18 protein-coding genes and 1 tRNA gene are annotated in these 18,578 nt (G+C 34.0%); 10 read left to right on the top strand and 9 right to left on the bottom strand.

The features are described 5' to 3' along the window. The first annotated feature begins 13 nt into the window (after positions 1 to 13). The 4 genes from BUE22_RS09335 to BUE22_RS09320 are packed head-to-tail and all read left to right on the top strand — an operon-like array spanning position 14 to position 1,899. The gene (locus tag BUE22_RS09335) at positions 14 to 418 is read left to right on the top strand and encodes a GNAT family N-acetyltransferase (RefSeq protein WP_073394767.1); all 405 of its coding nucleotides are present in this window, start codon (positions 14 to 16) and stop codon (positions 416 to 418) included. Continuing rightward, complete coding sequence (locus tag BUE22_RS09330) at positions 415 to 765, top strand: DUF4260 domain-containing protein (RefSeq protein ID WP_073394765.1); 351 nt, start codon at positions 415 to 417, stop codon at positions 763 to 765. The genes BUE22_RS09335 and BUE22_RS09330 overlap by 4 nt, the downstream gene beginning before the upstream one ends. Positions 766 to 773: 8 nt before the next feature. Next, the gene (locus BUE22_RS09325) at positions 774 to 1,145 is read left to right on the top strand and encodes an MmcQ/YjbR family DNA-binding protein (protein WP_073394763.1); all 372 of its coding nucleotides are present in this window, start codon (positions 774 to 776) and stop codon (positions 1,143 to 1,145) included. Positions 1,146 to 1,194: 49 nt separating this feature from the next. After that, positions 1,195 to 1,899 carry a PH domain-containing protein gene (locus tag BUE22_RS09320; protein ID WP_073394762.1) on the top strand — a complete coding sequence of 235 codons (705 nt, stop codon included), beginning with the start codon at positions 1,195 to 1,197 and terminating at the stop codon, positions 1,897 to 1,899. A 137-nt stretch (positions 1,900 to 2,036) separates the two neighbouring features. Here the strand turns inward: BUE22_RS09320 and BUE22_RS09315 are convergent, their stop codons facing one another. After that, complete coding sequence (locus BUE22_RS09315) at positions 2,037 to 3,137, bottom strand: DUF4407 domain-containing protein (protein WP_073394761.1); 1,101 nt, start codon at positions 3,135 to 3,137, stop codon at positions 2,037 to 2,039. A 231-nt stretch (positions 3,138 to 3,368) separates the two neighbouring features. Between BUE22_RS09315 and BUE22_RS09310 the strand changes: the two genes are divergently transcribed. Further along, positions 3,369 to 6,179 (top strand): TonB-dependent receptor, encoded by a 2,811-nt coding sequence (locus BUE22_RS09310; protein ID WP_073395030.1) that lies wholly within the window; start codon positions 3,369 to 3,371, stop codon positions 6,177 to 6,179. Positions 6,180 to 6,252: 73 nt separating this feature from the next. Next, on the top strand, positions 6,253 to 7,308 hold the full coding sequence (locus tag BUE22_RS09305; protein ID WP_073394759.1) for a phytase: 1,056 nt from the start codon (positions 6,253 to 6,255) through the stop codon (positions 7,306 to 7,308). Between the two features lie 348 nt (positions 7,309 to 7,656). Here BUE22_RS09305 and pckA read toward each other — a convergent pair whose 3' ends face one another. Both pckA and BUE22_RS09295 read right to left on the bottom strand, forming a co-directional pair. Next, entirely contained in the window at positions 7,657 to 9,261 is a 1,605-nt protein-coding gene (pckA, locus tag BUE22_RS09300) for a phosphoenolpyruvate carboxykinase (ATP) (RefSeq protein ID WP_073394757.1), read from the bottom strand. 204 nt (positions 9,262 to 9,465) lie between these two features. Next, positions 9,466 to 9,852 (bottom strand): DUF423 domain-containing protein, encoded by a 387-nt coding sequence (locus tag BUE22_RS09295; RefSeq protein WP_042563365.1) that lies wholly within the window; start codon positions 9,850 to 9,852, stop codon positions 9,466 to 9,468. Positions 9,853 to 10,045: 193 nt separating this feature from the next. On the opposite strand from BUE22_RS09295, the gene BUE22_RS09290 reads away from it, so the two are divergent. Beyond that, positions 10,046 to 11,410 (top strand): saccharopine dehydrogenase family protein, encoded by a 1,365-nt coding sequence (locus BUE22_RS09290; RefSeq protein WP_073394755.1) that lies wholly within the window; start codon positions 10,046 to 10,048, stop codon positions 11,408 to 11,410. A gap of 174 nt (positions 11,411 to 11,584) precedes the next feature. Here BUE22_RS09290 and BUE22_RS09285 read toward each other — a convergent pair whose 3' ends face one another. The 5 genes from BUE22_RS09285 to BUE22_RS09265 form a co-directional block, all read right to left on the bottom strand. Further along, a complete protein-coding gene (locus BUE22_RS09285) occupies positions 11,585 to 12,811 on the bottom strand; it encodes a M56 family metallopeptidase (RefSeq protein WP_073394753.1) in 1,227 nt (408 codons plus the stop codon). Then, a complete protein-coding gene (locus BUE22_RS09280) occupies positions 12,808 to 13,182 on the bottom strand; it encodes a BlaI/MecI/CopY family transcriptional regulator (protein WP_073394751.1) in 375 nt (124 codons plus the stop codon). Before BUE22_RS09280 ends, BUE22_RS09285 begins: the two co-directional genes overlap by 4 nt. Then, the gene (locus tag BUE22_RS09275) at positions 13,182 to 14,141 is read right to left on the bottom strand and encodes a DUF6624 domain-containing protein (RefSeq protein ID WP_073394749.1); all 960 of its coding nucleotides are present in this window, start codon (positions 14,139 to 14,141) and stop codon (positions 13,182 to 13,184) included. The genes BUE22_RS09280 and BUE22_RS09275 overlap by 1 nt, the downstream gene beginning before the upstream one ends. Positions 14,142 to 14,161: 20 nt before the next feature. Then, positions 14,162 to 14,584: a toxin-antitoxin system YwqK family antitoxin gene (locus BUE22_RS09270; RefSeq protein ID WP_073394747.1), complete on the bottom strand. Its 423-nt coding sequence runs from the start codon at positions 14,582 to 14,584 to the stop codon at positions 14,162 to 14,164. A 588-nt stretch (positions 14,585 to 15,172) separates the two neighbouring features. Continuing rightward, positions 15,173 to 16,561 carry a dipeptidase gene (locus BUE22_RS09265; protein WP_073394745.1) on the bottom strand — a complete coding sequence of 463 codons (1,389 nt, stop codon included), beginning with the start codon at positions 16,559 to 16,561 and terminating at the stop codon, positions 15,173 to 15,175. 109 nt (positions 16,562 to 16,670) lie between these two features. On the opposite strand from BUE22_RS09265, the gene BUE22_RS09260 reads away from it, so the two are divergent. Next, a tRNA-Leu gene (locus BUE22_RS09260) sits at positions 16,671 to 16,752 on the top strand. Positions 16,753 to 17,013: 261 nt separating this feature from the next. Here BUE22_RS09260 and BUE22_RS09255 read toward each other — a convergent pair. Next, on the bottom strand, positions 17,014 to 17,247 hold the full coding sequence (locus BUE22_RS09255) for a hypothetical protein (RefSeq protein ID WP_073394743.1): 234 nt from the start codon (positions 17,245 to 17,247) through the stop codon (positions 17,014 to 17,016). 86 nt (positions 17,248 to 17,333) lie between these two features. Between BUE22_RS09255 and BUE22_RS09250 the strand changes: the two genes are divergently transcribed. Together BUE22_RS09250 and BUE22_RS09245 are read left to right on the top strand one after the other, a co-directional pair. Beyond that, the gene (locus BUE22_RS09250; protein ID WP_073394741.1) at positions 17,334 to 17,564 is read left to right on the top strand and encodes a helix-turn-helix domain-containing protein; all 231 of its coding nucleotides are present in this window, start codon (positions 17,334 to 17,336) and stop codon (positions 17,562 to 17,564) included. A gap of 335 nt (positions 17,565 to 17,899) precedes the next feature. Beyond that, positions 17,900 to 18,373: a YcxB family protein gene (locus BUE22_RS09245; RefSeq protein ID WP_073394739.1), complete on the top strand. Its 474-nt coding sequence runs from the start codon at positions 17,900 to 17,902 to the stop codon at positions 18,371 to 18,373. The last annotated feature ends 205 nt before the right edge of the window (positions 18,374 to 18,578 follow it).

Here is an 18,578-nt window from a genome sequence, read left to right as displayed (position 1 = left end):
TGCAAAAATTACCATGAATCAGATTACCGTTTCGACCGATAAAACCAAACTGAATGTTCCGTTTATACAAAACTTTTTAAAAGATATTTATTGGGCTGCGGGCAGAACAATAGATGAAGTTCAAACTACAATTGATGCTTCGGTTTGTTTTGGAATTTATTTAGATGACAATCAAATTGGTTTTGCACGTGTCATTACAGATTATGTGGTTTTTGGTTACGTTATGGATGTTTTCATTACAGAAGAGCATCGTGGTAAAGGTTATTCGTCTGTTTTAATTGAAAATATGATGAACGAACCAACTTTAAAAGACATTAAAATTTGGCGTTTGGCAACAACAGATGCTCATTTTTTATATGAGAAATTTGGTTTTAAACCTTTAGAACATCCTGAAAAAATGATGGAAAAGAAACTATGAAAACAGTTATTAAATTAGAAGAAGCAGGTTTATTTATTCTCAGAATCTATTTATTTAGTCTCCTAGATTATCAATGGTGGTGGTTTTTGATTTTTATTCTCGCGCCCGATTTTTCGATGCTGGGTTATGCTTTTAATAATAAAACAGGAGCCTTTATGTATAATATATTTCATCACAGAGGAATTGCGATTTTAATTTATTTAACAGGCTGTTATCTAAAATTAGAATCATTGCAACTTGTTGGTGTAATCTTATTTTCGCATTCGGCAATGGATCGAATGTTTGGTTATGGATTGAAATATGAACAAGGTTTTAAGTACACTCATTTAGGTGAAATTGGTAAATAATATAGAAGATGAATTTAGAAACGTTTTACGAATATTGTCTTTCTAAAAAAGGCACAACAGAACATTTTCCGTTTGATGAAGACACTTTGGTTTTTAAAGTTGGCGGAAAAATATTTGCTCTATCTTCCTTGTCACAATGGGAGAAAAACGAGCAGGCAGTCAATTTAAAATGTGATCCTGAACGCGCTCAGGAATTGCGGGCGGAATACGACGAGATAAAACCGGGCTTTCATATGAGCAAGGTGCATTGGAATACAATTGCTTTAAACGGAAATTTATCGACAGCTTTTGTAAAAGAACTTATCGATCATTCGTATGAATTGGTTTTCAAAAGTTTGACGAAGAAAATTCAGAATGAAATTATTGAATTAGAAAATTAGGCATTACATTTGCAGCGTAAGACAACAAAACTTAGCAATTTATCACCCCATGAAAGAACAATTTAAAAAATTTCTAAACGAAGAACAAGACCCAAAAGCGATTGAAAAAATCACTTCAAAACTCAACGATTTGTTGATGAAAGGTGAAGAAGTTGGATATATTGCGGTTCAAAAAAAACCGGCAATTACTGTTTTTCCTGATAGTATTGTATTAACAAACAAACGAATCATTATTTGTAAGCCTAAAAATTTAGGTCTTTCAATGGATTTTACAGATTACACTTGGGATGATATTGCGGGTGCTTTTGTAAAAGAAAATATTTTGGGTTCTGAATTCTCATTTAACACGAATACAGACTTGTCTATTTCAATTGATTATATTCCTAAAATTCAGGCTAGAAAAATATATACTTACGCAAAAGAACAATTGGATTTACTTAAAAATCCGGTTGTAATTTCTGCTCCAACGATAGAAGCTGCTCCTGCAGAAATTGAAATCGAAGATGCTATCGAGGAAGTAGAAACGGAAGAAGTTACGAATTATGCCGAAATTATGCCGGCAACAACTCCTTCTTATACGGAAACTTACGAACCAATTCAGCCTCAAACTCCAACCGGAGATCGTAAATTAAGTGAATTATCAAAAGAAGAACTTTTTGACAAATTACAGAATTATAAAAAACTATTGGACAACGGATTAATCATGCAAGGTGAATATGATGCGTTCAAAAAAGAGATATTGAGTTATATGTAAAATTTCTAACCGCAAAGTTCGCAAGGATTTACGCAAGGTTCGCAAAGTTTATAAAAGAAAAAACCATCAGTTTGACTGATGGTTTTTTTATGCTTTTGCGCTCTTGGCGTAAATCTTTTGCAAACTTTGCGGTTAAGCTAAAACGTAGCTTTTTGTTTTTCTACAAAATTATGTGCTTGTAATTCTAATAATTCCGTTGCTTTTTTGCGTTGCAGATCGTACAGGTTTTTATCTCCGGCAATATCAGCATACACTTTGTCGTGCATTTCGGCGCTGGTTTTTACTAATAATTCACGCTGGTATTTATTTTGTGCCAAAGTCGCTTTCATTGCGGTTTCGGCTTCTTCTTGTTTAAAATCAAATTCGCCTTTTGGAGCCAGTAATTTTGCTATAATCGGAGAAGTTTCAATTGCCAAAAACAACAGCATAATAAAAAATGAAGGCAGCCACGGCAATTTATTCAATGCATTAATTCTGGCCATTAAACCGTCAAAACCTTCAATTATAGGCTGTGTTTGCAATACTTTTTTATCTAAATCAGCTTGCAACTGTTTTCCTGTTTTTTCTTTCTCGGCAATTTTAGCTTCGTTAGTTGTTTTTAAAACTGCTAATTCCTTTAAAGATGCATCGTGCTTTTCGCGTTTTTCCTTATAAACCGGACCTTTACCCAGTTTTTTTGTTCCCGTCGTTCCTTCGGCTTCGGTAATATAAGTTGAATAAAGTGCATTTACTTCTTTCTCTTTCGTCAGAATATCGGCTTTTAAAGAAGCTATTTCAGCTTTATTTTTATCTAAATCAGATTTGAAATAATTGCCAACTTGTTTTTTGTTCGCCAATTCCATTTCGTTTTTTTCCTTCAATAAAACAGTATTGATTTCTTTTTCGAAAATTTTAATCTCCAAAGGTTTAGAAATTACAATTGCAATAATAATCGCCAGTATAATTCTGGGAGTCGCCTGCAGGAATTCATCCATAAAACGATCTCTTTTTTTAATTGTCGAAACAATAAACCGGTCTAAATTAAAGATTAGTAAACTCCATACAAACCCAAAAATTAAAGCAGGATAAATAGAGTCAAAAACAGTAAAAAGTGCATAAGCACTGGCAAGAAAAGCCATAACGGCAGTAAAAAAAACGGTGGCGCCTATACCAACATATTTGGTTTGCTCGCCTTCGGAGCAGCCTTCGAGTACATCTCTGTCGGCTCCAGAACAAAGGATAAAAAATTGTTTTAACATGATTGATGATTTTTGATTGTGATTGATAGGGCAAATTTAACGCCAAAAATTTAATTCTGCCTTAAATAGTTGATTTGTTTTTAGTTGTGAATCAATTATTTGCTACTTAAATGTTATTTAAATATTAATACCATTTGAATTTTTGCCTCTAATCATAACAGTATGTTAATTTTTTTCAATGGTTTTAGTAATACTAAGGTTCTAGTTTCGCAACAAAACAAACCAAACACAATGAAAAAATTTTATTTAGTAGTAACATTCTTTTTATTAACCTTATCAGGTTATGCTCAAAAGGCCATAATATCCGGAAAGGTTTTAGATGCCGATGACAAATTACCTTTGCCAGGAGCAATGATTCAAATTGTTGGTGACAACAAATACACGGTTTCAGATTACAATGGCCGATTTGAATTGCTTAATATCAATATTGGAACGTATCAGGTTACCGTAAAATATATTGGATATACACCAATAACACACGAAATTACGGTTGAACAAGGCAAAAATAACGTTCTTGATTTTGCTCTTAAAACTTCAGGAACAGAGTTGAATGAGGTTGTTGTTGGAGACATTTTAAAAGGTCAGGCCAAAGCATTAAATCAACAAAAAAACAGCAAAAATATTGGAAACGTAATTTCATCAGATCAGGTGGGGCGTTTTCCTGATGCCAACGTTGGTGATGCTTTAAAACGTGTTCCGGGTATCACGATGCAAAATGATCAGGGTGAAGCACGTAATATTATTATCAGAGGTTTGGCTCCGTCCCTGAACTCGGTGACTTTAAATGGAGACCGAATTCCATCTGCAGAAGGAGACAACAGAAATGTACAAATGGATTTAATTCCGTCTGATATGATTTCGACTATTGAAGTAAACAAAACGCTAACTTCAGACATGGATGCGGATGCGATTGGAGGCTCTGTAAATTTAGTAACAAGAGCAACTCCAAACGGTGAAAGAATTTCGGCAACGCTTGCGGGAGGTTTTATGCCAATTCGCGAACACGCTACTTATACAGCAGGTTTGGTTTACGGAAATCGTTTTTTTGACAATAAATTAGGCGCAGTTTTTAGCGGATCATATAATAATGTAAATTATGGTTCTGATGATGTGGAGAACGAATGGGTAAAAGACGATTTTGGAAATGAATTTGTTCAGGCATCTGAAATTAGAAAATATGATGTACAGCGTATTCGCCGCAGCGGATCTGTGGCTTTAGATTATAAATTTGACGAAAACAATACCATTTTTGCCAATGCTATTTATAACTGGAGAGACGACAGAGAAAACCGTTTTAGAACAACTTATGATGATATTGAAGCCATTTACGATGGTGAAAATATTACTGGTTTTGAAGGCCGTATAAAACGCCAGACAAAAGGCGGAGTTGATAGCGACAGAAACAAAAACAGAAGATTAGAAGATCAACGTGTTCAGAATTATTCTCTTCGCGGAGAGCATTTAATTAACTCAAAACTAGACTTAGACTGGTCTGCCAATTATGCAAAAGCCAGAGAATATCGTCCGGGAGAGCGTTATATCGAATACCGTCAGACAGGTTTGGAAATGTCTCAGGATTTATCTGATTTGAGATTTCCTTTAGTTACACCAACCGGAGAAGCGGTTGATCAATTCGAATTTAATTCGGTTACAGAAAACACAGATGAAACTAGCGAAAGTGAATTTGGTGCAAAAGTAAATATCCGTTTTCCATTCTCTATTATTGCTGCGGAGAAAGGAAGAATAAGAACAGGACTTCGTTTGAGAATGAAAGAAAAAGAAAGAAATAATGTTTTCTATTCTTATGAACCTGTAAACGGCGGAATGGATTTATTATCTGAAGTTCCAACTAGCTTTTATGATGGAAAAAACTTCAATCCGGGAAGTAAATATGTTCCGGGAACTTTTGCTTCGGCAAGTTTCTTAGGAAGTCTTGATTTGAATAATTCAGCATTATTTGATAAAGAAGCAGATCCTGCAGAATTTTTAGCGGTAAATTATAATGCTAAAGAAAACATTTATGCAGCTTATGTAAGATGGGATCAGGATTTTAATGATAAACTTTCGATGGTTTTAGGTTTCCGTGTAGAGAATACGCACATCGATTACACCGGAAATCGCGTTCTTGACGAAGAAGAATTAGAGAGCAAAATCAACACTACAAATGCTTATACCAATGTATTGCCAAGTATTTCATTTCAATATAACGCTACAAAAGATTTAGTTTTAAGAGCGGCTGCCACTACAGCTTTGGCAAGACCAAATTATTATGCACTTGCGCCTTATGTAAACAATATTGCGGCTGATAAAGAAATTACTGCAGGAAATCCTGATCTTGATGTAACGTATTCATACAATTATGATTTCATGGCCGAGAATTATTTCAAATCGGTTGGATTAATTTCCGGAGGTGTTTTCTACAAAAGATTAAATGATTTCATCTACAATTACAGTGACAATCAATATACTGATGCAAAATTTGCTGCAGATTTCCCTAATCAGGCAAACCCAATTCCGGCTGGCGAAAACTGGTCGTTTGTACAATCAAGAAACGGAGATGTGGTTGATGTTTACGGATTTGAAGTTGCTTTTCAACGTCAGTTAGATTTCTTGCCGGGGAAATTTTTGAAAGGTTTTGGTATTTATTTGAACTATACTTACACCAAATCGAAAGCAAAAGGAATTGCAGATGAAGACGGAAATGAAAGAAACGACATTAGTCTTCCAGGCACAACGCCACATATGTTTAATGGATCATTATCTTGGGAAAACAAACGTTTTTCTGCCAGAATTTCAACCAATTTCACTTCTGATTATTTAGATGAATTAGGTTCAGAATCATACAAAGACAGTTATTATGACAAACAATTTTTCTTAGATGCAAATGCTTCTTATAAAATTACGTCGCACCTTCGCATCTTTGCCGAAGCCAACAATTTAACCAACCAACCATTACGTTACTACCAAGGTGTAGAAGCGCATACTAAACAAGCAGAATTCTATCAGGCGAGATATAATTTCGGTTTGAAGTTTGACTTGTAATAATCAATTTATAAAATTCTTAAATTAGACAGGACTTAACGGCTCTGTCTAATTTTATTAAATGAAAATCATAATGAAACATAAATCTATACTTGCTTTTTTCCTTTTAAGCACTTTATTAATAGCCTGTAAGGACGATAAATTAGCGCCCGTTGCCGCAAATGCCGTAAAGCCAACAGCTGTTACACAAGTGTTACCACATGACACAGATGATCCTTCAATCTGGATTCACCCAACAGACGCTTCAAAAAGCATAATTATAGGAACAGATAAAGATACAGACGGCGGTTTGTATGCCTTTGATTTGAATGGAAAAATCCTTAAAAAATCAATCACTTTAAAACGTCCAAATAATGTTGATATCGCTTACGGTTTACTAATTGATGGAAAAAAAGTAGACGTTGCCGTTACAACAGAACGTGAAAGCAATAAAATAAGAATTTTTAGTTTACCTGATTTAAATCCAATTGACAATGGCGGAATTGCTGTTTTTGAAGGTGAAGAATTACGTGACCCAATGGGAATTGCTTTATACACACGCCCTAGCGACAAGAAAATCTTTGCTATTGTGGGAAGAAAATCAGGACCTTCAAGAAGTTATTTATGGCAATATGAACTTTCTGGCGCTGGAAAATTTGCAACGGCAAAAGTCGTTAGAAAATTTGGCGCTTACAGCGGAAAAAAAGAGATCGAAGCCATTGCTGTTGATAACGAATTGGGAACTGTTTTATATTGCGACGAACAATTCGGTATCAGAAAATACAAAGCTGATCCTGCTTTAAATGATAATAAAGAATTGGTTCTTTTTGGAAAAACAGGTTTCAAAGCAGACAACGAAGGAATCGCAATTTACAAAAAAACAGATTCTACCGGATATATTTTAGTCTCTAACCAACAGGCGAATACTTTTATGGTATACCCGAGAGAAGGTGCAAAAGGAAATCCAAACGAATATCCTCTATTAGCAGAAATCCCTACATCAACTATAGAATGTGATGGTGCCGATGTAACAAGCGTAAACTTAGGAGGAAAATACAAAAACGGACTTTTCGTAGCCATGAGCAACGGAATGACTTTCCATTATTATGCCTGGGATTTGATTCAGAAACGTATCGATTCTAAGAAATAAGTTTTTTTGTTTCAAGTTTCAGGTTTCAAGTTCTTTACTGTGAGTTAAAACCAAAACTTAAGCCCCCAATTTGTCAGGCTGAGCGTCCCGAGGCTTCGGGAGAAGCCCCGCAACGAAAAGCCGCAAACTAAATCACATTTTCAATGCGTCAAAAAACGAAGTCGAAGTGCTTTGCGTGGGCTTCTCCCGAAGCCTCGGGACGCTCAGCCTGATAAACAAAACCAAACCCAAAGCCCGAAACTTGAAACTTGAAACTTGAAACTTGAAACTTGAAACTTGAAACTTGAAACAAACAAAAAAGCTGTTCATCACTGAACAGCTTTTTTTAGTTTGAATTAGTAATCTTCCTTATTCTGTTTTAGGCGCACCCGCTAAAATTTCAGCGTTGGCAAACTCTTCAAATTTGGCAAAATTCGCTTTGAATTTCTGTGCCAATTCGATTGCTTTTTTATCGTATAACTCAGGATCTTCCCAAGTATTTCTCGGATTTAAAATTTCACTTGGAACATTCGGGCAAGATTGTGGTTTTGCAATTCCAAATACTGCGTGATTTTCAAACGCTACATTATCAAGTTCTCCTTTTAATGCAGCTGTAATCATGGCGCGGGTGTATTTTAGTTTCATACGCGTTCCTGTTCCGTAAGCACCACCTGTCCAACCAGTGTTGATTAACCAAACTTTTACGTCTGCATCTTTCATTTTTTTAGTCAGCATTTCAGCATAACGAGTTGGGTGCAAAGGCATAAATGGCGCTCCAAAACATGCTGAAAAGTTAGGTTGCGGTTCTGTAACTCCCGCTTCTGTTCCGGCAACTTTTGCAGTATAACCTGAAATAAAATGGTAAGCTGCCTGACCTGGAGTCAATTTTGAAATTGGAGGCAAAATTCCGAAAGAATCTGCCGTTAAGAAAAATATATTTTTAGGATTATGCCCAATAGATCCCGGTTGAATATTGTCAATATGAGTTATTGGATAACTTACACGTGTATTTTGAGTGATAGAAACATCATCATAATCAACTTCGTTTGTTCCCGCTTTAAAAACCACATTTTCTAAAAGCGCTCCTTTTTTGATCGCTCTAAAAATATCCGGTTCATTTTCTTCAGATAAGTTAATTACTTTTGCATAGCAACCACCTTCAAAATTGAAAACAGTATTTTCAGCTGTCCAGCCATGTTCATCATCACCAATTAATTTACGATCAGGATCTGCAGATAAAGTCGTTTTTCCTGTTCCTGACAATCCGAAGAAAATAGCAGTATCTCCATCTTCTCCAACATTGGCGCTGCAGTGCATTGGTAATGTATTTTCGAAAACCGGTAAAATGAAATTTAAAGCAGAAAAAATTCCTTTTTTCATTTCTCCAGTATAACCCGTTCCTCCAATTAAGGCTACTTTTTTAGTAAAATCTAAAATAGCAAAATTCGACTGACGTGTCCCATCTACAGCAGGATCTGCCATAAAACTTGGTGCACAAATTACTGTCCATTCTGGTGTAAAGTTGGCTAATTCAGAATCTTCTGGTCTTAGAAACATATTGTAACAAAACAAATTAGACCAGGCTGTTTCTGTAACCACACGAACATTCAATCTGTAATTTGGATCTGCACAAACGTATGCATCACGAACAAATACTTCTTTATTCGATAAAAATTGAGTTACCTTATTATATAATTTTTCAAAAGCTTCTGATGAAAACGGAATATTTACATTTCCCCACCAAACTTTATCTTCTGTTATGCTGTCTTTTACGATAAAACGATCTTGCGGAGACCGCCCTGTAAATTCACCCGTATTAATTGCCAGTGCTCCTGTAGAGTTCTCAACACCTTGTCCTGATTGCACTGTAATTGCATGCAATTCGTCTGCAGATAATTGATAGTGAACCTTGGCATTTTCAATTCCTAATTCAGAAAGCGAAATCGATTGCGTGAAAAGTGTGTTAGTGTCCATAAATTTGTAGTTGTGTATATTATTTTTTTATTGCACAAACATATTTTACTTTGAACTTTAAGCAGTTAGCCTAAAGATATTGAATTGTTATATTTTTTATCAATATTGATAAAAAGCAATAAAAACTCACATAAGTAATGTTTTATGTTATTTATGAGACAAAATTAAAGATTAATTTTTAGATAGAATTTTTTATTCGGTATTTTATGATTTTTGCCTCAAAATACTAACAAATAATCCCAACCAAGCAAGAATTAATAAAAATCCACCCAAAGGTGTTGCGAATACGATAATTTTAGAATCGAAAACTGTAAGATTTTTTGTAGCTAATAAATAGATAGATCCGCTAAATAAAATTACACCGGCAACGGCTAAATTATAGATGGTTTTTATCGTTTTTTGAGAAAGTTCTTTTCTTGTAGAAAGAAAAAATAAAAAGAAAGCGTGATACATTTGATAGCGAACTCCGGTTTCGAAAGTTACTAATTGCTCAACAGATAAATATTTTTTTAGCAAATGCGCTCCAAAAGCCCCTAAAATAATAGCCAACATTCCTATAAAAGCACCAGTAAGGATAATTTTTCTTTTCATATTTTTCTATACTTTCTATTTGAATACAAAAATACTTCAAACTATTGGAAAAGCTTTTCTACTTTGTAAAAATGTTTTCACGAAACAGAATTCTTTAGTATTTTATCTGAAATAAAAAAGATTTCATTTTTTTGAATTAATTTGATTGTTATATTTGTAACAATTTAATATATTTGTGTTATAAATATAAAATATGAAAAGCATTTTAATTTTTGGAGCCGGAAGGTCAGCCTCTTCATTGATACGGTATTTGTTATCAAAATCAGAAAGTGAAAATCTGCATTTGGTTGTAGCCGATTTATCTTTGGCTTTGGCCGAAAAAAAGACACAAAATCATCCCAATGCAACTCCAATTGCTTTAAATATTTTTGATACCGAACAAAGAAAAGCGGCCATAGAAAAAGCGTCAATCGTTATTTCGATGTTGCCGGCTCACTTACATATTGAAATTGCAAAAGATTGTTTAGAATTTAAAAAACACCTTGTAACGGCATCATACATTAGCGATGCCATGCAAGCCTTAAATGAAGAAGCTATAAAGAATGATTTAATTTTCATGAACGAAATTGGTCTTGATCCCGGAATCGACCACATGAGTGCCATGAAAGTTATTGACGAAATTAGAGCAAAAGGTGGTAAAATGCTGCTTTTTGAATCTTTTTGCGGCGGTTTAGTTGCTCCCGAAAGCGACAACAATCTTTGGAATTATAAATTTACCTGGGCGCCTAGAAATGTGGTTTTAGCAGGACAAGGCGGTGCCGCCAAATTTGTTCAGGAAGGCACTTATAAATACATCCCGTACGGAACTTTATTCCGCAGAACAGAATTTCTGGAGGTAGAAGGTTATGGGAAATTTGAAGCTTATTCCAATCGGGATTCTCTAAAATACAGATCAATTTATGGTTTGGATGATATCCTGACTTTATATAGAGGAACCATCAGAAGAGTTGGTTTTTCGAAAGCATGGAATATGTTTGTGCAATTGGGCATGACAGATGATAGCTACATCATGGAAGATTCTGAAAGCATGAGTTATCGTCAGTTTACAAACTCTTTTTTACCGTATCATCCAACAGATTCTGTTGAAATTAAAACACGATTAATTTTAAAAATCGATCAGGACGATATTATGTGGGACAAGCTTTTGGAATTGGATTTATTCAATCCTGACAAAAAAGTAAATCTTCCTAATGCAACTCCGGCTCAAATATTAGAAAAAATACTTTCAGATAGCTGGGCACTTGAACCAGATGATAAAGATATGATTGTAATGTACCATAAATTCGGTTATGAATTAAATGGAAAGAAAAAACAAATCGATTCAAAAATGGTTTGTATTGGAGACGATCAAACCTATACGGCAATGGCAAAAACCGTTGGATTGCCTGTAGCAATGGCAACTTTATTAATTTTGAATGGAAAAATTAGAACTCCAGGCGTACAGCTTCCTATAAACAAAGAAGTGTATTTACCTATTTTAAAAGAATTAGAAGAGTATGGCGTTATTTTTAACGAACAAACCATGCCTTATTTCGGCTATAATCCTGATCTATTTTAGTGATGGCTTAGTTTTTTTTGAGAATTTTTTTTAGTTTTTAATTGATCCGCTTCCTTTTTAAGAAAGCGGATTTTTTTTGTTAAAGGCGCAAAGGTTCATAGCAACAAAGGTTCAAAGGTTTCATGAAATAGCTAAAAATTTTGTCGCTCTGCACCTTTGAACCTTCCTAAAAAACTATTTCTCTGTCTGCACTGTTATTGGCATAGTGTACAAAACACGCGCTGGCTTTCCATCTTTAGTTCCCGGAATCCATTTAGGAGAAAGTTTTATGGCACGAATTGCTTCATTCCCTATACCATAACCCAAATCTTTTACGATTTTAAATTCCGATAAACTTCCATCTCTTTCTACCATGAATTCAATTATGGCTTTACCTTCTAATTTCTGCTTTGAAACTGCTGCAGGTATTTTAAAATTCATGCCTACAAGTTTATAAAATTCTTCAATTCCTCCTGGATATTCAGGTTGTTTATCCATACAATCGTTGCTGTCTTTCACTATCATTTTATCATAATCTGATTTGTCTTTCACCTTCTGCGCAATAGTTTCTGAACTGAAAACAAACAATGATAATACACAAACAATACTTACAATCAATACTTTAAACGTCATTTTAAATCGGGATTCTTTTTTGGTCATCATAATAAGGCGTTTTTTGGTTATTAAATAATTAAGATTACTGGCTAATGCTATCGTATTTTTATTAGAAGCAAAATTTAATAACAGTTTTTGATACCTGGTAACCGACTCAAATTGAGTATTAACCTCTTCATCAGCTAAAAATTCATGGTTCAGTTTTATTGCTTTTTTGAATAAAACGATAAGCGGGTTAAACCAAAAAACAATTTGCAAAACTTCTATAAAAAGAATATCCAAAGTATGTTTTTGTTTTAAATGTGCTTTTTCGTGCGCTATTAATTCTAATGGAATTTTACCGGTTTCAAATTCTTCTTTATTGATAAAAACTGAGTTCCAAAATGAATGCGGTAATGTAGGTTCTTCTATTAAAACTACTTCTACGTCATTCAATAATTGCTTGCTATTGATTTTAGTTTTATTATAAAACGAATACAAATTCACAAAAAACTGAACCGTAAATAACAATACAACAACGAGATAAATTATACTTAAAACAGAAATCATAAGCTGTTCTGAATTATCATTATTTAAAACTACGTTGCTGGTTCTAATGACAACTCCATCGAGTTGAATTACAGATAATGTATTCCCCAACAAAGGTCTAACCGAAATTAATTGCAACGGAATTACAAAACTAAAAACCAAACTCAACAACAAATAAGCGCGATTAAAACGAAACATTTTTTCGTTTTCAAGCCATAATTTATACACTGCATAAAAAATCAAAAGCAGCATTCCTGATTTTAAAAGATAGTTTATCATTTTTTCTTTTTTTGAATTTGCGAATCGATTATTTTTTTGAGTTCTTCTAATTCTGAAGTAGACAAATTGGTTTCTGTAGTAAAAAATGAAGCAAATTGCGATGCCGAATTATTAAAGAAATTGCTAATTAAACCGTTTACATGTTTGGAGAAATAAGCTGTTTTTTTGACAAGCGGATAATATTCGCGAGAATTCCCGAATTCATTATACGCTACGAATTTCTTGTCTATCATTCGTTTTAAAAGCGTTGCAACGGTTGTTGTTGCCGGTTTTGGTTCCGGATACGCTTCGAGTAAATCTTTCATAAAAGCTTTTTCAAGCTTCCAAAGATGCTCCATTAATTGTTCTTCTGAGTTTGATAATTGTGTCATTATTTAATGTTTTCAAGTTTTTCAGTTTCAGGCAATTCCTTTTTATAAGCTTCTAAATTCCATTCAATATTCATTTTTGCCGCATATTCGGCCATAGTACCAAGCCCAACTTCAGCACGTCTCTTATCTACATTATCCGGATCTATCATCGGTGATATGTATAATTTATTAGTCGTTTTATTTTTCGAAGACTGGCTTCCATAAATTTGTCTTCTTCCTTCTCTTAAGGCTACTCTATCTTCCAGGTATGCCAGGTTTCCTTGGTTTGCATTACCTTTCTTAACAGCCTCTCGCATCATTGGCAAATATTTTTGCTGATATTTTAAATCAGAATGTTGTATAACCAAAAACAAGGTTTGATTGGCCTGTGCTCCAACAACATCTTTTCCAACCCAGCCTTTTTCATCTAAAATCTTTATGACCTTAATGAGATTAATACTGTCTTTTTTTCTCATTAATTTACCAATGCTGTCAATTTTCTTTTTATCCGAATTAGGGTCTTTATAAATTTTCATAAAATCTCCACGAATACCCTGATCCTCTGCATAAATCTCCAAAAGTTCTTTTTGAAGGGGCTTATCATAATTAGCACTCAAAATATTCATTTGCTTTTGAAGCTTATCTATAGTCTTTGTCCATTCTTTCTTATTGTGCAGCGATTCTAAATCATTATCTATTTTTATATGAGCAATGTTTTCATAACCATTATCAATTGCTAAATCCAGCCACTTAAAAGCTTTATCATCATCATTATTTAAAGCTGCAGCGCACGCACCATTATATAAATCTGAAGAGGATTTGTGTTCGATTTTAAATGCCTTTTCATAATAGCCAACAGATCCTTTATAATCTTTCGCTTTATAACAATTATCCCCTTTTGCTACAAATTCTTTATAGGTTTGAGACTGCATCAATCCAATATTCACAGTAATAAAAAAGAAAGCAATTAATTTTTTCATAGGTTTAAATCGATTAGTGGTTATTTTATTTTTTCTTCCGAGATTAATTCACCGTTATTATACTTTTTGATTTCGGTTAGTTTTCCTTTATCTGAATAGAATTTCCAGTCTCCAAAATAGAACCAATGTGTTTCTACTGCATTAGATTCTAATTTTGTTTTTCCTTTTGATTGTACTTTTCCGTTTTCATAATAATATTTTACGGTGCAAATTCCGTTTTTGTATTTTTCTGTTTTGTATATTTTTCCGTTTATGTAGGATTTCCATTTTTTGACCGGTTGATCCTGTTTGTAATATTCGAATGATTTGTATTGAATACTGTCTTGTGTATAATCATCAATCCAAACACCTTCTTTTTTCTTGTCAATCTTTTGATTAATTGGTTTGCTTTTGCAATTTGAAAGCATCATTCCAAAAATTAGCAAGATTATAAGTTTCCTCATTATTTGAATATTTTTACTCTACACTTATAGTTGTTGTTCTACAAATGTAGAGATTAATTTTTAATATGCAAGAAAAAAGAAACAAAGTTGCAGGGGTACAAAGGAACAAAGATGGAAATCGGCTAGTTTTTTTGAATTGCCCCAGCTTTAGCCGGGGTTTACAATAAATGCAAAAAAAAGGCTTTAGCCAAATAATTACGTTTTAGGATTAAAAAATTTCGGCTAAAGCCAATTACTTTTCTATAAATAAACCTCTAGCTAAAGCTAGGGGCTATTGAATTTTAATGCTAAAACCTTTGTAGCTTTGAACCTCTGGACCTTTGAGCCTCTATTGCGCGTTAGGGATTGAGGCGGTATCCTTTTATGAAGTGGAACGGAATAAAAGATATAGCCGAAAGCCCGACCGGAGGGAACGCCCAAAAAAAGAAATTCCAATTCTAAAACTCCAAATTCCAAAGTTGTGGAAACAAAAAAATCCGCTCATTTCTGAACGGATTTAATATTGGAAAATCTTTGTCAAAGTTTAAAACTTTGACAAAGATTAGAAACTTAAAAAACTTTGCGTCTTAGCGCCTTCGCGGCAAAATCTTACTTACTTAATTCCACAAAATACTTGTAAAACAACGGAATAGTTTCAATTCCCTTTAAGTAATTAAAGATTCCGAAATGTTCGTTTGGTGAGTGAATCGCATCTGAATCTAAACCAAAGCCCATTAAGATAGTTTTGCTTTTTAATTCTTTTTCGAACAAAGCCACAATCGGAATACTTCCGCCTGAACGAACCGGAATTGCTGGAACTCCAAACGTTTCTGTGTATGCTTTGTTTGCCGCCTGATATCCAATACTGTCAATTGGCGTAACATAACCCTGACCTCCGTGATGTGGCGTTACTTTTACGGTAACTCCTGCCGGTGCAATACTTGTGAAATGTTTCGTAAAAAGATCTGTAATTTCATGCCAATCCTGATTTGGAACCAAACGCATCGAGATTTTAGCAAAAGCTTTGCTCGCAATAACGGTTTTTGCTCCTTCTCCCTGGTATCCGCCCCAGATTCCGTTTACGTCTAATGTTGGACGAATCGAGTTGCGTTCGTTGGTTACATATCCTTTTTCACCGTAAACATCGTTTAGGTTTAAGGCATTTTTATATTTTTCTAAGCTAAAAGGCGCTTTTGCCATTTCGGCTCTTTCTTCTGTTGATAATTCCTGAACTTTGTCGTAGAATCCCGGAATTGTAATATGATTGTCTTCGTCGTGAAGTGAAGCTATCATTTTGGCCAAAACATTAATTGGGTTTGCCACTGCTCCACCGTATAAACCTGAATGTAAATCACGATTTGGACCTGTAACCTCAACCTCAACATAACTCAAACCGCGTAAACCTGTCGTAATTGACGGTTGTTGGTTAGAAATCATTCCGGTATCTGAAATTAAAATAACGTCATTTTTCAGTTTTTCCTGATTGCGCTCTACAAACCAGGCCAAACTTGCCGAACCTACTTCTTCTTCACCTTCGATCATGAATTTTACGTTACAAGGCAACGTATTGCTTTGTACCATATATTCTAAGGCTTTTACGTGCATGTACATTTGTCCTTTGTCGTCGCAGGCACCACGGGCGAAAATCGCTCCTTCAGGATGAATTTCTGTTTTTTTAATAACCGGCTCAAAAGGTGGCGACGTCCATAATTCCATTGGATCTGGCGGTTGAACATCATAATGACCGTAAACAAGAACGGTTGGTAAATTTGGGTCAATAATTTTCTCTCCATAAATAATTGGATAGCCCGGAGTGTCGCAAATTTCGACTAAATCGCAGCCTGCTTTTGATAAACTTTCTTTTACGGCCTCGGCAGTATCGATAACATCTTGTGAATATGCAGTGTCGGCACTTACCGACGGAATCTTTAATAATTCGATCAATTCGTTGATAAACCGATCTTTATGTTGTTGAACGTACGACTTAATATTTTCCATTTAAATTATTTTTATAGAAATTCAAAAATACAAAAAAGAGAATTAATATTTTTTTTCAAAAAATGCTTTGAAATTTAGAAGTTATGATTATCTTTGCACCCACAATTGAGCGGATATGGTGAAATTGGTAGACATGCCAGACTTAGGATCTGGTGCCGCAAGGCGTGTAGGTTCGAGTCCTATTATCCGCACGAAAAAAGCTTCTGAGAAATCAGAAGCTTTTTTGTTTTTAGGATCTCGTCGAATTTAACTATGAATGATGGATTAAAATCCATCCCTACAATATGATCCGTTTCTCCGAAACTCATTATAAAATTCCGTAGGAATGATTTATTTTGTAGCCAGGGATTTCAATCCCTTAAAACGCAACGTAACCCCAATATTGTTAAACCCGACAGGTTTTAAAAACCTGTCGGGTTTAATACGAACTTGCCATCAATAACAACTTGTCTTCATTCAACATCCAAATAAGGATCCAAAACTTCCGCCAACTTATTCAGCCAATAAAAATTATCTTCGAGATTATTGAATTCAGTTTCTACGGTTTCGCAGCCTCTCATGGCGCAAAGTGAAAGAACATAATTTACTTGTCGGATTGTTTTTGCCATATCTTCAGAATCAATTGTCTTTCTAAAAAAATCTATTAATCTGGTTTCTGTTTCTTTTGAGAGATTTTCCGTAGTCATTGTCTTATTTTTTTGATGCGCCAAATATAATAAATTGTAGGCAAATTTGCCTACATGAACAAAATAAATCTTGTGACTTTTGAAATATGAATATTTCAGAAGAAACTTTTATTATAAATCTTGGAATTCACATTCGCCAACTACGTGAAAAGAAAGGCTTATCCCAGCAGGGCTTAGCTGATGACTGTAATATTAGCAAATCTCAAATAGCGCGTATAGAAGTTGCTAAAATAAATACCGGCGTAAAAACTCTTGTAAAAATTGCCAATGCTTTAGATATTGAACCCAAAGAGTTGTTTAATTTTTCTACAAAATAATGCAAAACATTATTTTGAAAAAATACAAGAATCTTCATCTAACACAAAAATTTGCAATTGCAATTCCACTTTTGTTTTTATTAAGCTGCGCAACAATATCTTTTGTTTCAAGATTTAGATTTTCTGATAACTATCGTTGGATATACCAATTTGGCTCTATTGGGTCATTCATTTTATGCCTGTTACTTTTCGTTTTTTCTTTGGTTAACTCTATTTTAATTCTTCGGGTTTTGAGAATGAAATTAGTCACAAAACTCTTGTGGTTTTTATTAAGTTTTTCTGTTTTCTTTTTTATAATTATAATGATCAATATAAGTACCCTTAGAACACATTAAATGATTACAACCAAAAAATTCCGGCTTACCAAAAAAGAATATTTCACGTTCCTTGTTAGACTTGAATTAAAAAGACGAGGATGGTTATTTGCTTTTATGTGGATATTTTCTACTCTAGTTCTTTTTACCGGAAAGAAAGATTCCTTTAGCGTTTTTATTATAGTTGTTGGATTTATGTATCCTGTTCTTACCATCTATAAATATTGGAGTTTTGCAAATTCAAAGGATAACAAAATTATTTTTAAAGAAAGACAATACGAAATTTTCCCTGATAGAATCATTTCTCGTATGGGTGAAATATCAGAAGGCACAATTGATGTACAGAATTTCATAAAAGTTTTTGAGTTAAAAGATCTTTATCTTTTATACATTTCTAAAGGTCAGACATTTTTTCTTCCAAAACGAGTTTTTGAAACTCAGGAAGATGAAAATTGGTTTAGAAATGAAGTGTTTTTGAAGGTTAAAAACAGATAATTTCGGCTAAAGCCTTTTTTCTCTCAAAACATAAAAAAACCTCCAGCTAAAGCAGGAGGCAATTCACTTAGCGCAAAAAAACCTTTGTCAAAGTTTTTAAACTTTGACAAAGGTCTCTCATATTTTAAATGAACTTATATCTCTTATATGGTTTAAAATTTTAACTATTCAATAATTCTAAAACTTTATCAACATTAACTTCACT

Source organism: Flavobacterium pectinovorum (assembly GCF_900142715.1).
GTDB lineage: Bacteria > Bacteroidota > Bacteroidia > Flavobacteriales > Flavobacteriaceae > Flavobacterium > Flavobacterium pectinovorum.
The sequence above is the reverse complement of the archived record's forward strand: the minus strand, read 5'-3'. Positions and strand labels throughout refer to the sequence as shown.

What these genes read in the sequence shown, in the direction of transcription:
- BUE22_RS09335 (WP_073394767.1), top strand. Translation starts at nt 14, where the DNA reads ATGAATCAGATTACCGTTTCGACCGATAAAACCAAACTGAATGTTCCG.
- BUE22_RS09330 (WP_073394765.1), top strand. Translation starts at nt 415, where the DNA reads ATGAAAACAGTTATTAAATTAGAAGAAGCAGGTTTATTTATTCTCAGA.
- BUE22_RS09325 (WP_073394763.1), top strand. Translation starts at nt 774, where the DNA reads ATGAATTTAGAAACGTTTTACGAATATTGTCTTTCTAAAAAAGGCACA.
- BUE22_RS09320 (WP_073394762.1), top strand. Translation starts at nt 1,195, where the DNA reads ATGAAAGAACAATTTAAAAAATTTCTAAACGAAGAACAAGACCCAAAA.
- BUE22_RS09315 (WP_073394761.1), bottom strand. Translation starts at nt 3,137, where the DNA reads ATGTTAAAACAATTTTTTATCCTTTGTTCTGGAGCCGACAGAGATGTA.
- BUE22_RS09310 (WP_073395030.1), top strand. Translation starts at nt 3,369, where the DNA reads ATGAAAAAATTTTATTTAGTAGTAACATTCTTTTTATTAACCTTATCA.
- BUE22_RS09305 (WP_073394759.1), top strand. Translation starts at nt 6,253, where the DNA reads ATGAAACATAAATCTATACTTGCTTTTTTCCTTTTAAGCACTTTATTA.
- pckA (WP_073394757.1), bottom strand. Translation starts at nt 9,261, where the DNA reads ATGGACACTAACACACTTTTCACGCAATCGATTTCGCTTTCTGAATTA.
- BUE22_RS09295 (WP_042563365.1), bottom strand. Translation starts at nt 9,852, where the DNA reads ATGAAAAGAAAAATTATCCTTACTGGTGCTTTTATAGGAATGTTGGCT.
- BUE22_RS09290 (WP_073394755.1), top strand. Translation starts at nt 10,046, where the DNA reads ATGAAAAGCATTTTAATTTTTGGAGCCGGAAGGTCAGCCTCTTCATTG.
- BUE22_RS09285 (WP_073394753.1), bottom strand. Translation starts at nt 12,811, where the DNA reads ATGATAAACTATCTTTTAAAATCAGGAATGCTGCTTTTGATTTTTTAT.
- BUE22_RS09280 (WP_073394751.1), bottom strand. Translation starts at nt 13,182, where the DNA reads ATGACACAATTATCAAACTCAGAAGAACAATTAATGGAGCATCTTTGG.
- BUE22_RS09275 (WP_073394749.1), bottom strand. Translation starts at nt 14,141, where the DNA reads ATGAAAAAATTAATTGCTTTCTTTTTTATTACTGTGAATATTGGATTG.
- BUE22_RS09270 (WP_073394747.1), bottom strand. Translation starts at nt 14,584, where the DNA reads ATGAGGAAACTTATAATCTTGCTAATTTTTGGAATGATGCTTTCAAAT.
- BUE22_RS09265 (WP_073394745.1), bottom strand. Translation starts at nt 16,561, where the DNA reads ATGGAAAATATTAAGTCGTACGTTCAACAACATAAAGATCGGTTTATC.
- BUE22_RS09255 (WP_073394743.1), bottom strand. Translation starts at nt 17,247, where the DNA reads ATGACTACGGAAAATCTCTCAAAAGAAACAGAAACCAGATTAATAGAT.
- BUE22_RS09250 (WP_073394741.1), top strand. Translation starts at nt 17,334, where the DNA reads ATGAATATTTCAGAAGAAACTTTTATTATAAATCTTGGAATTCACATT.
- BUE22_RS09245 (WP_073394739.1), top strand. Translation starts at nt 17,900, where the DNA reads ATGATTACAACCAAAAAATTCCGGCTTACCAAAAAAGAATATTTCACG.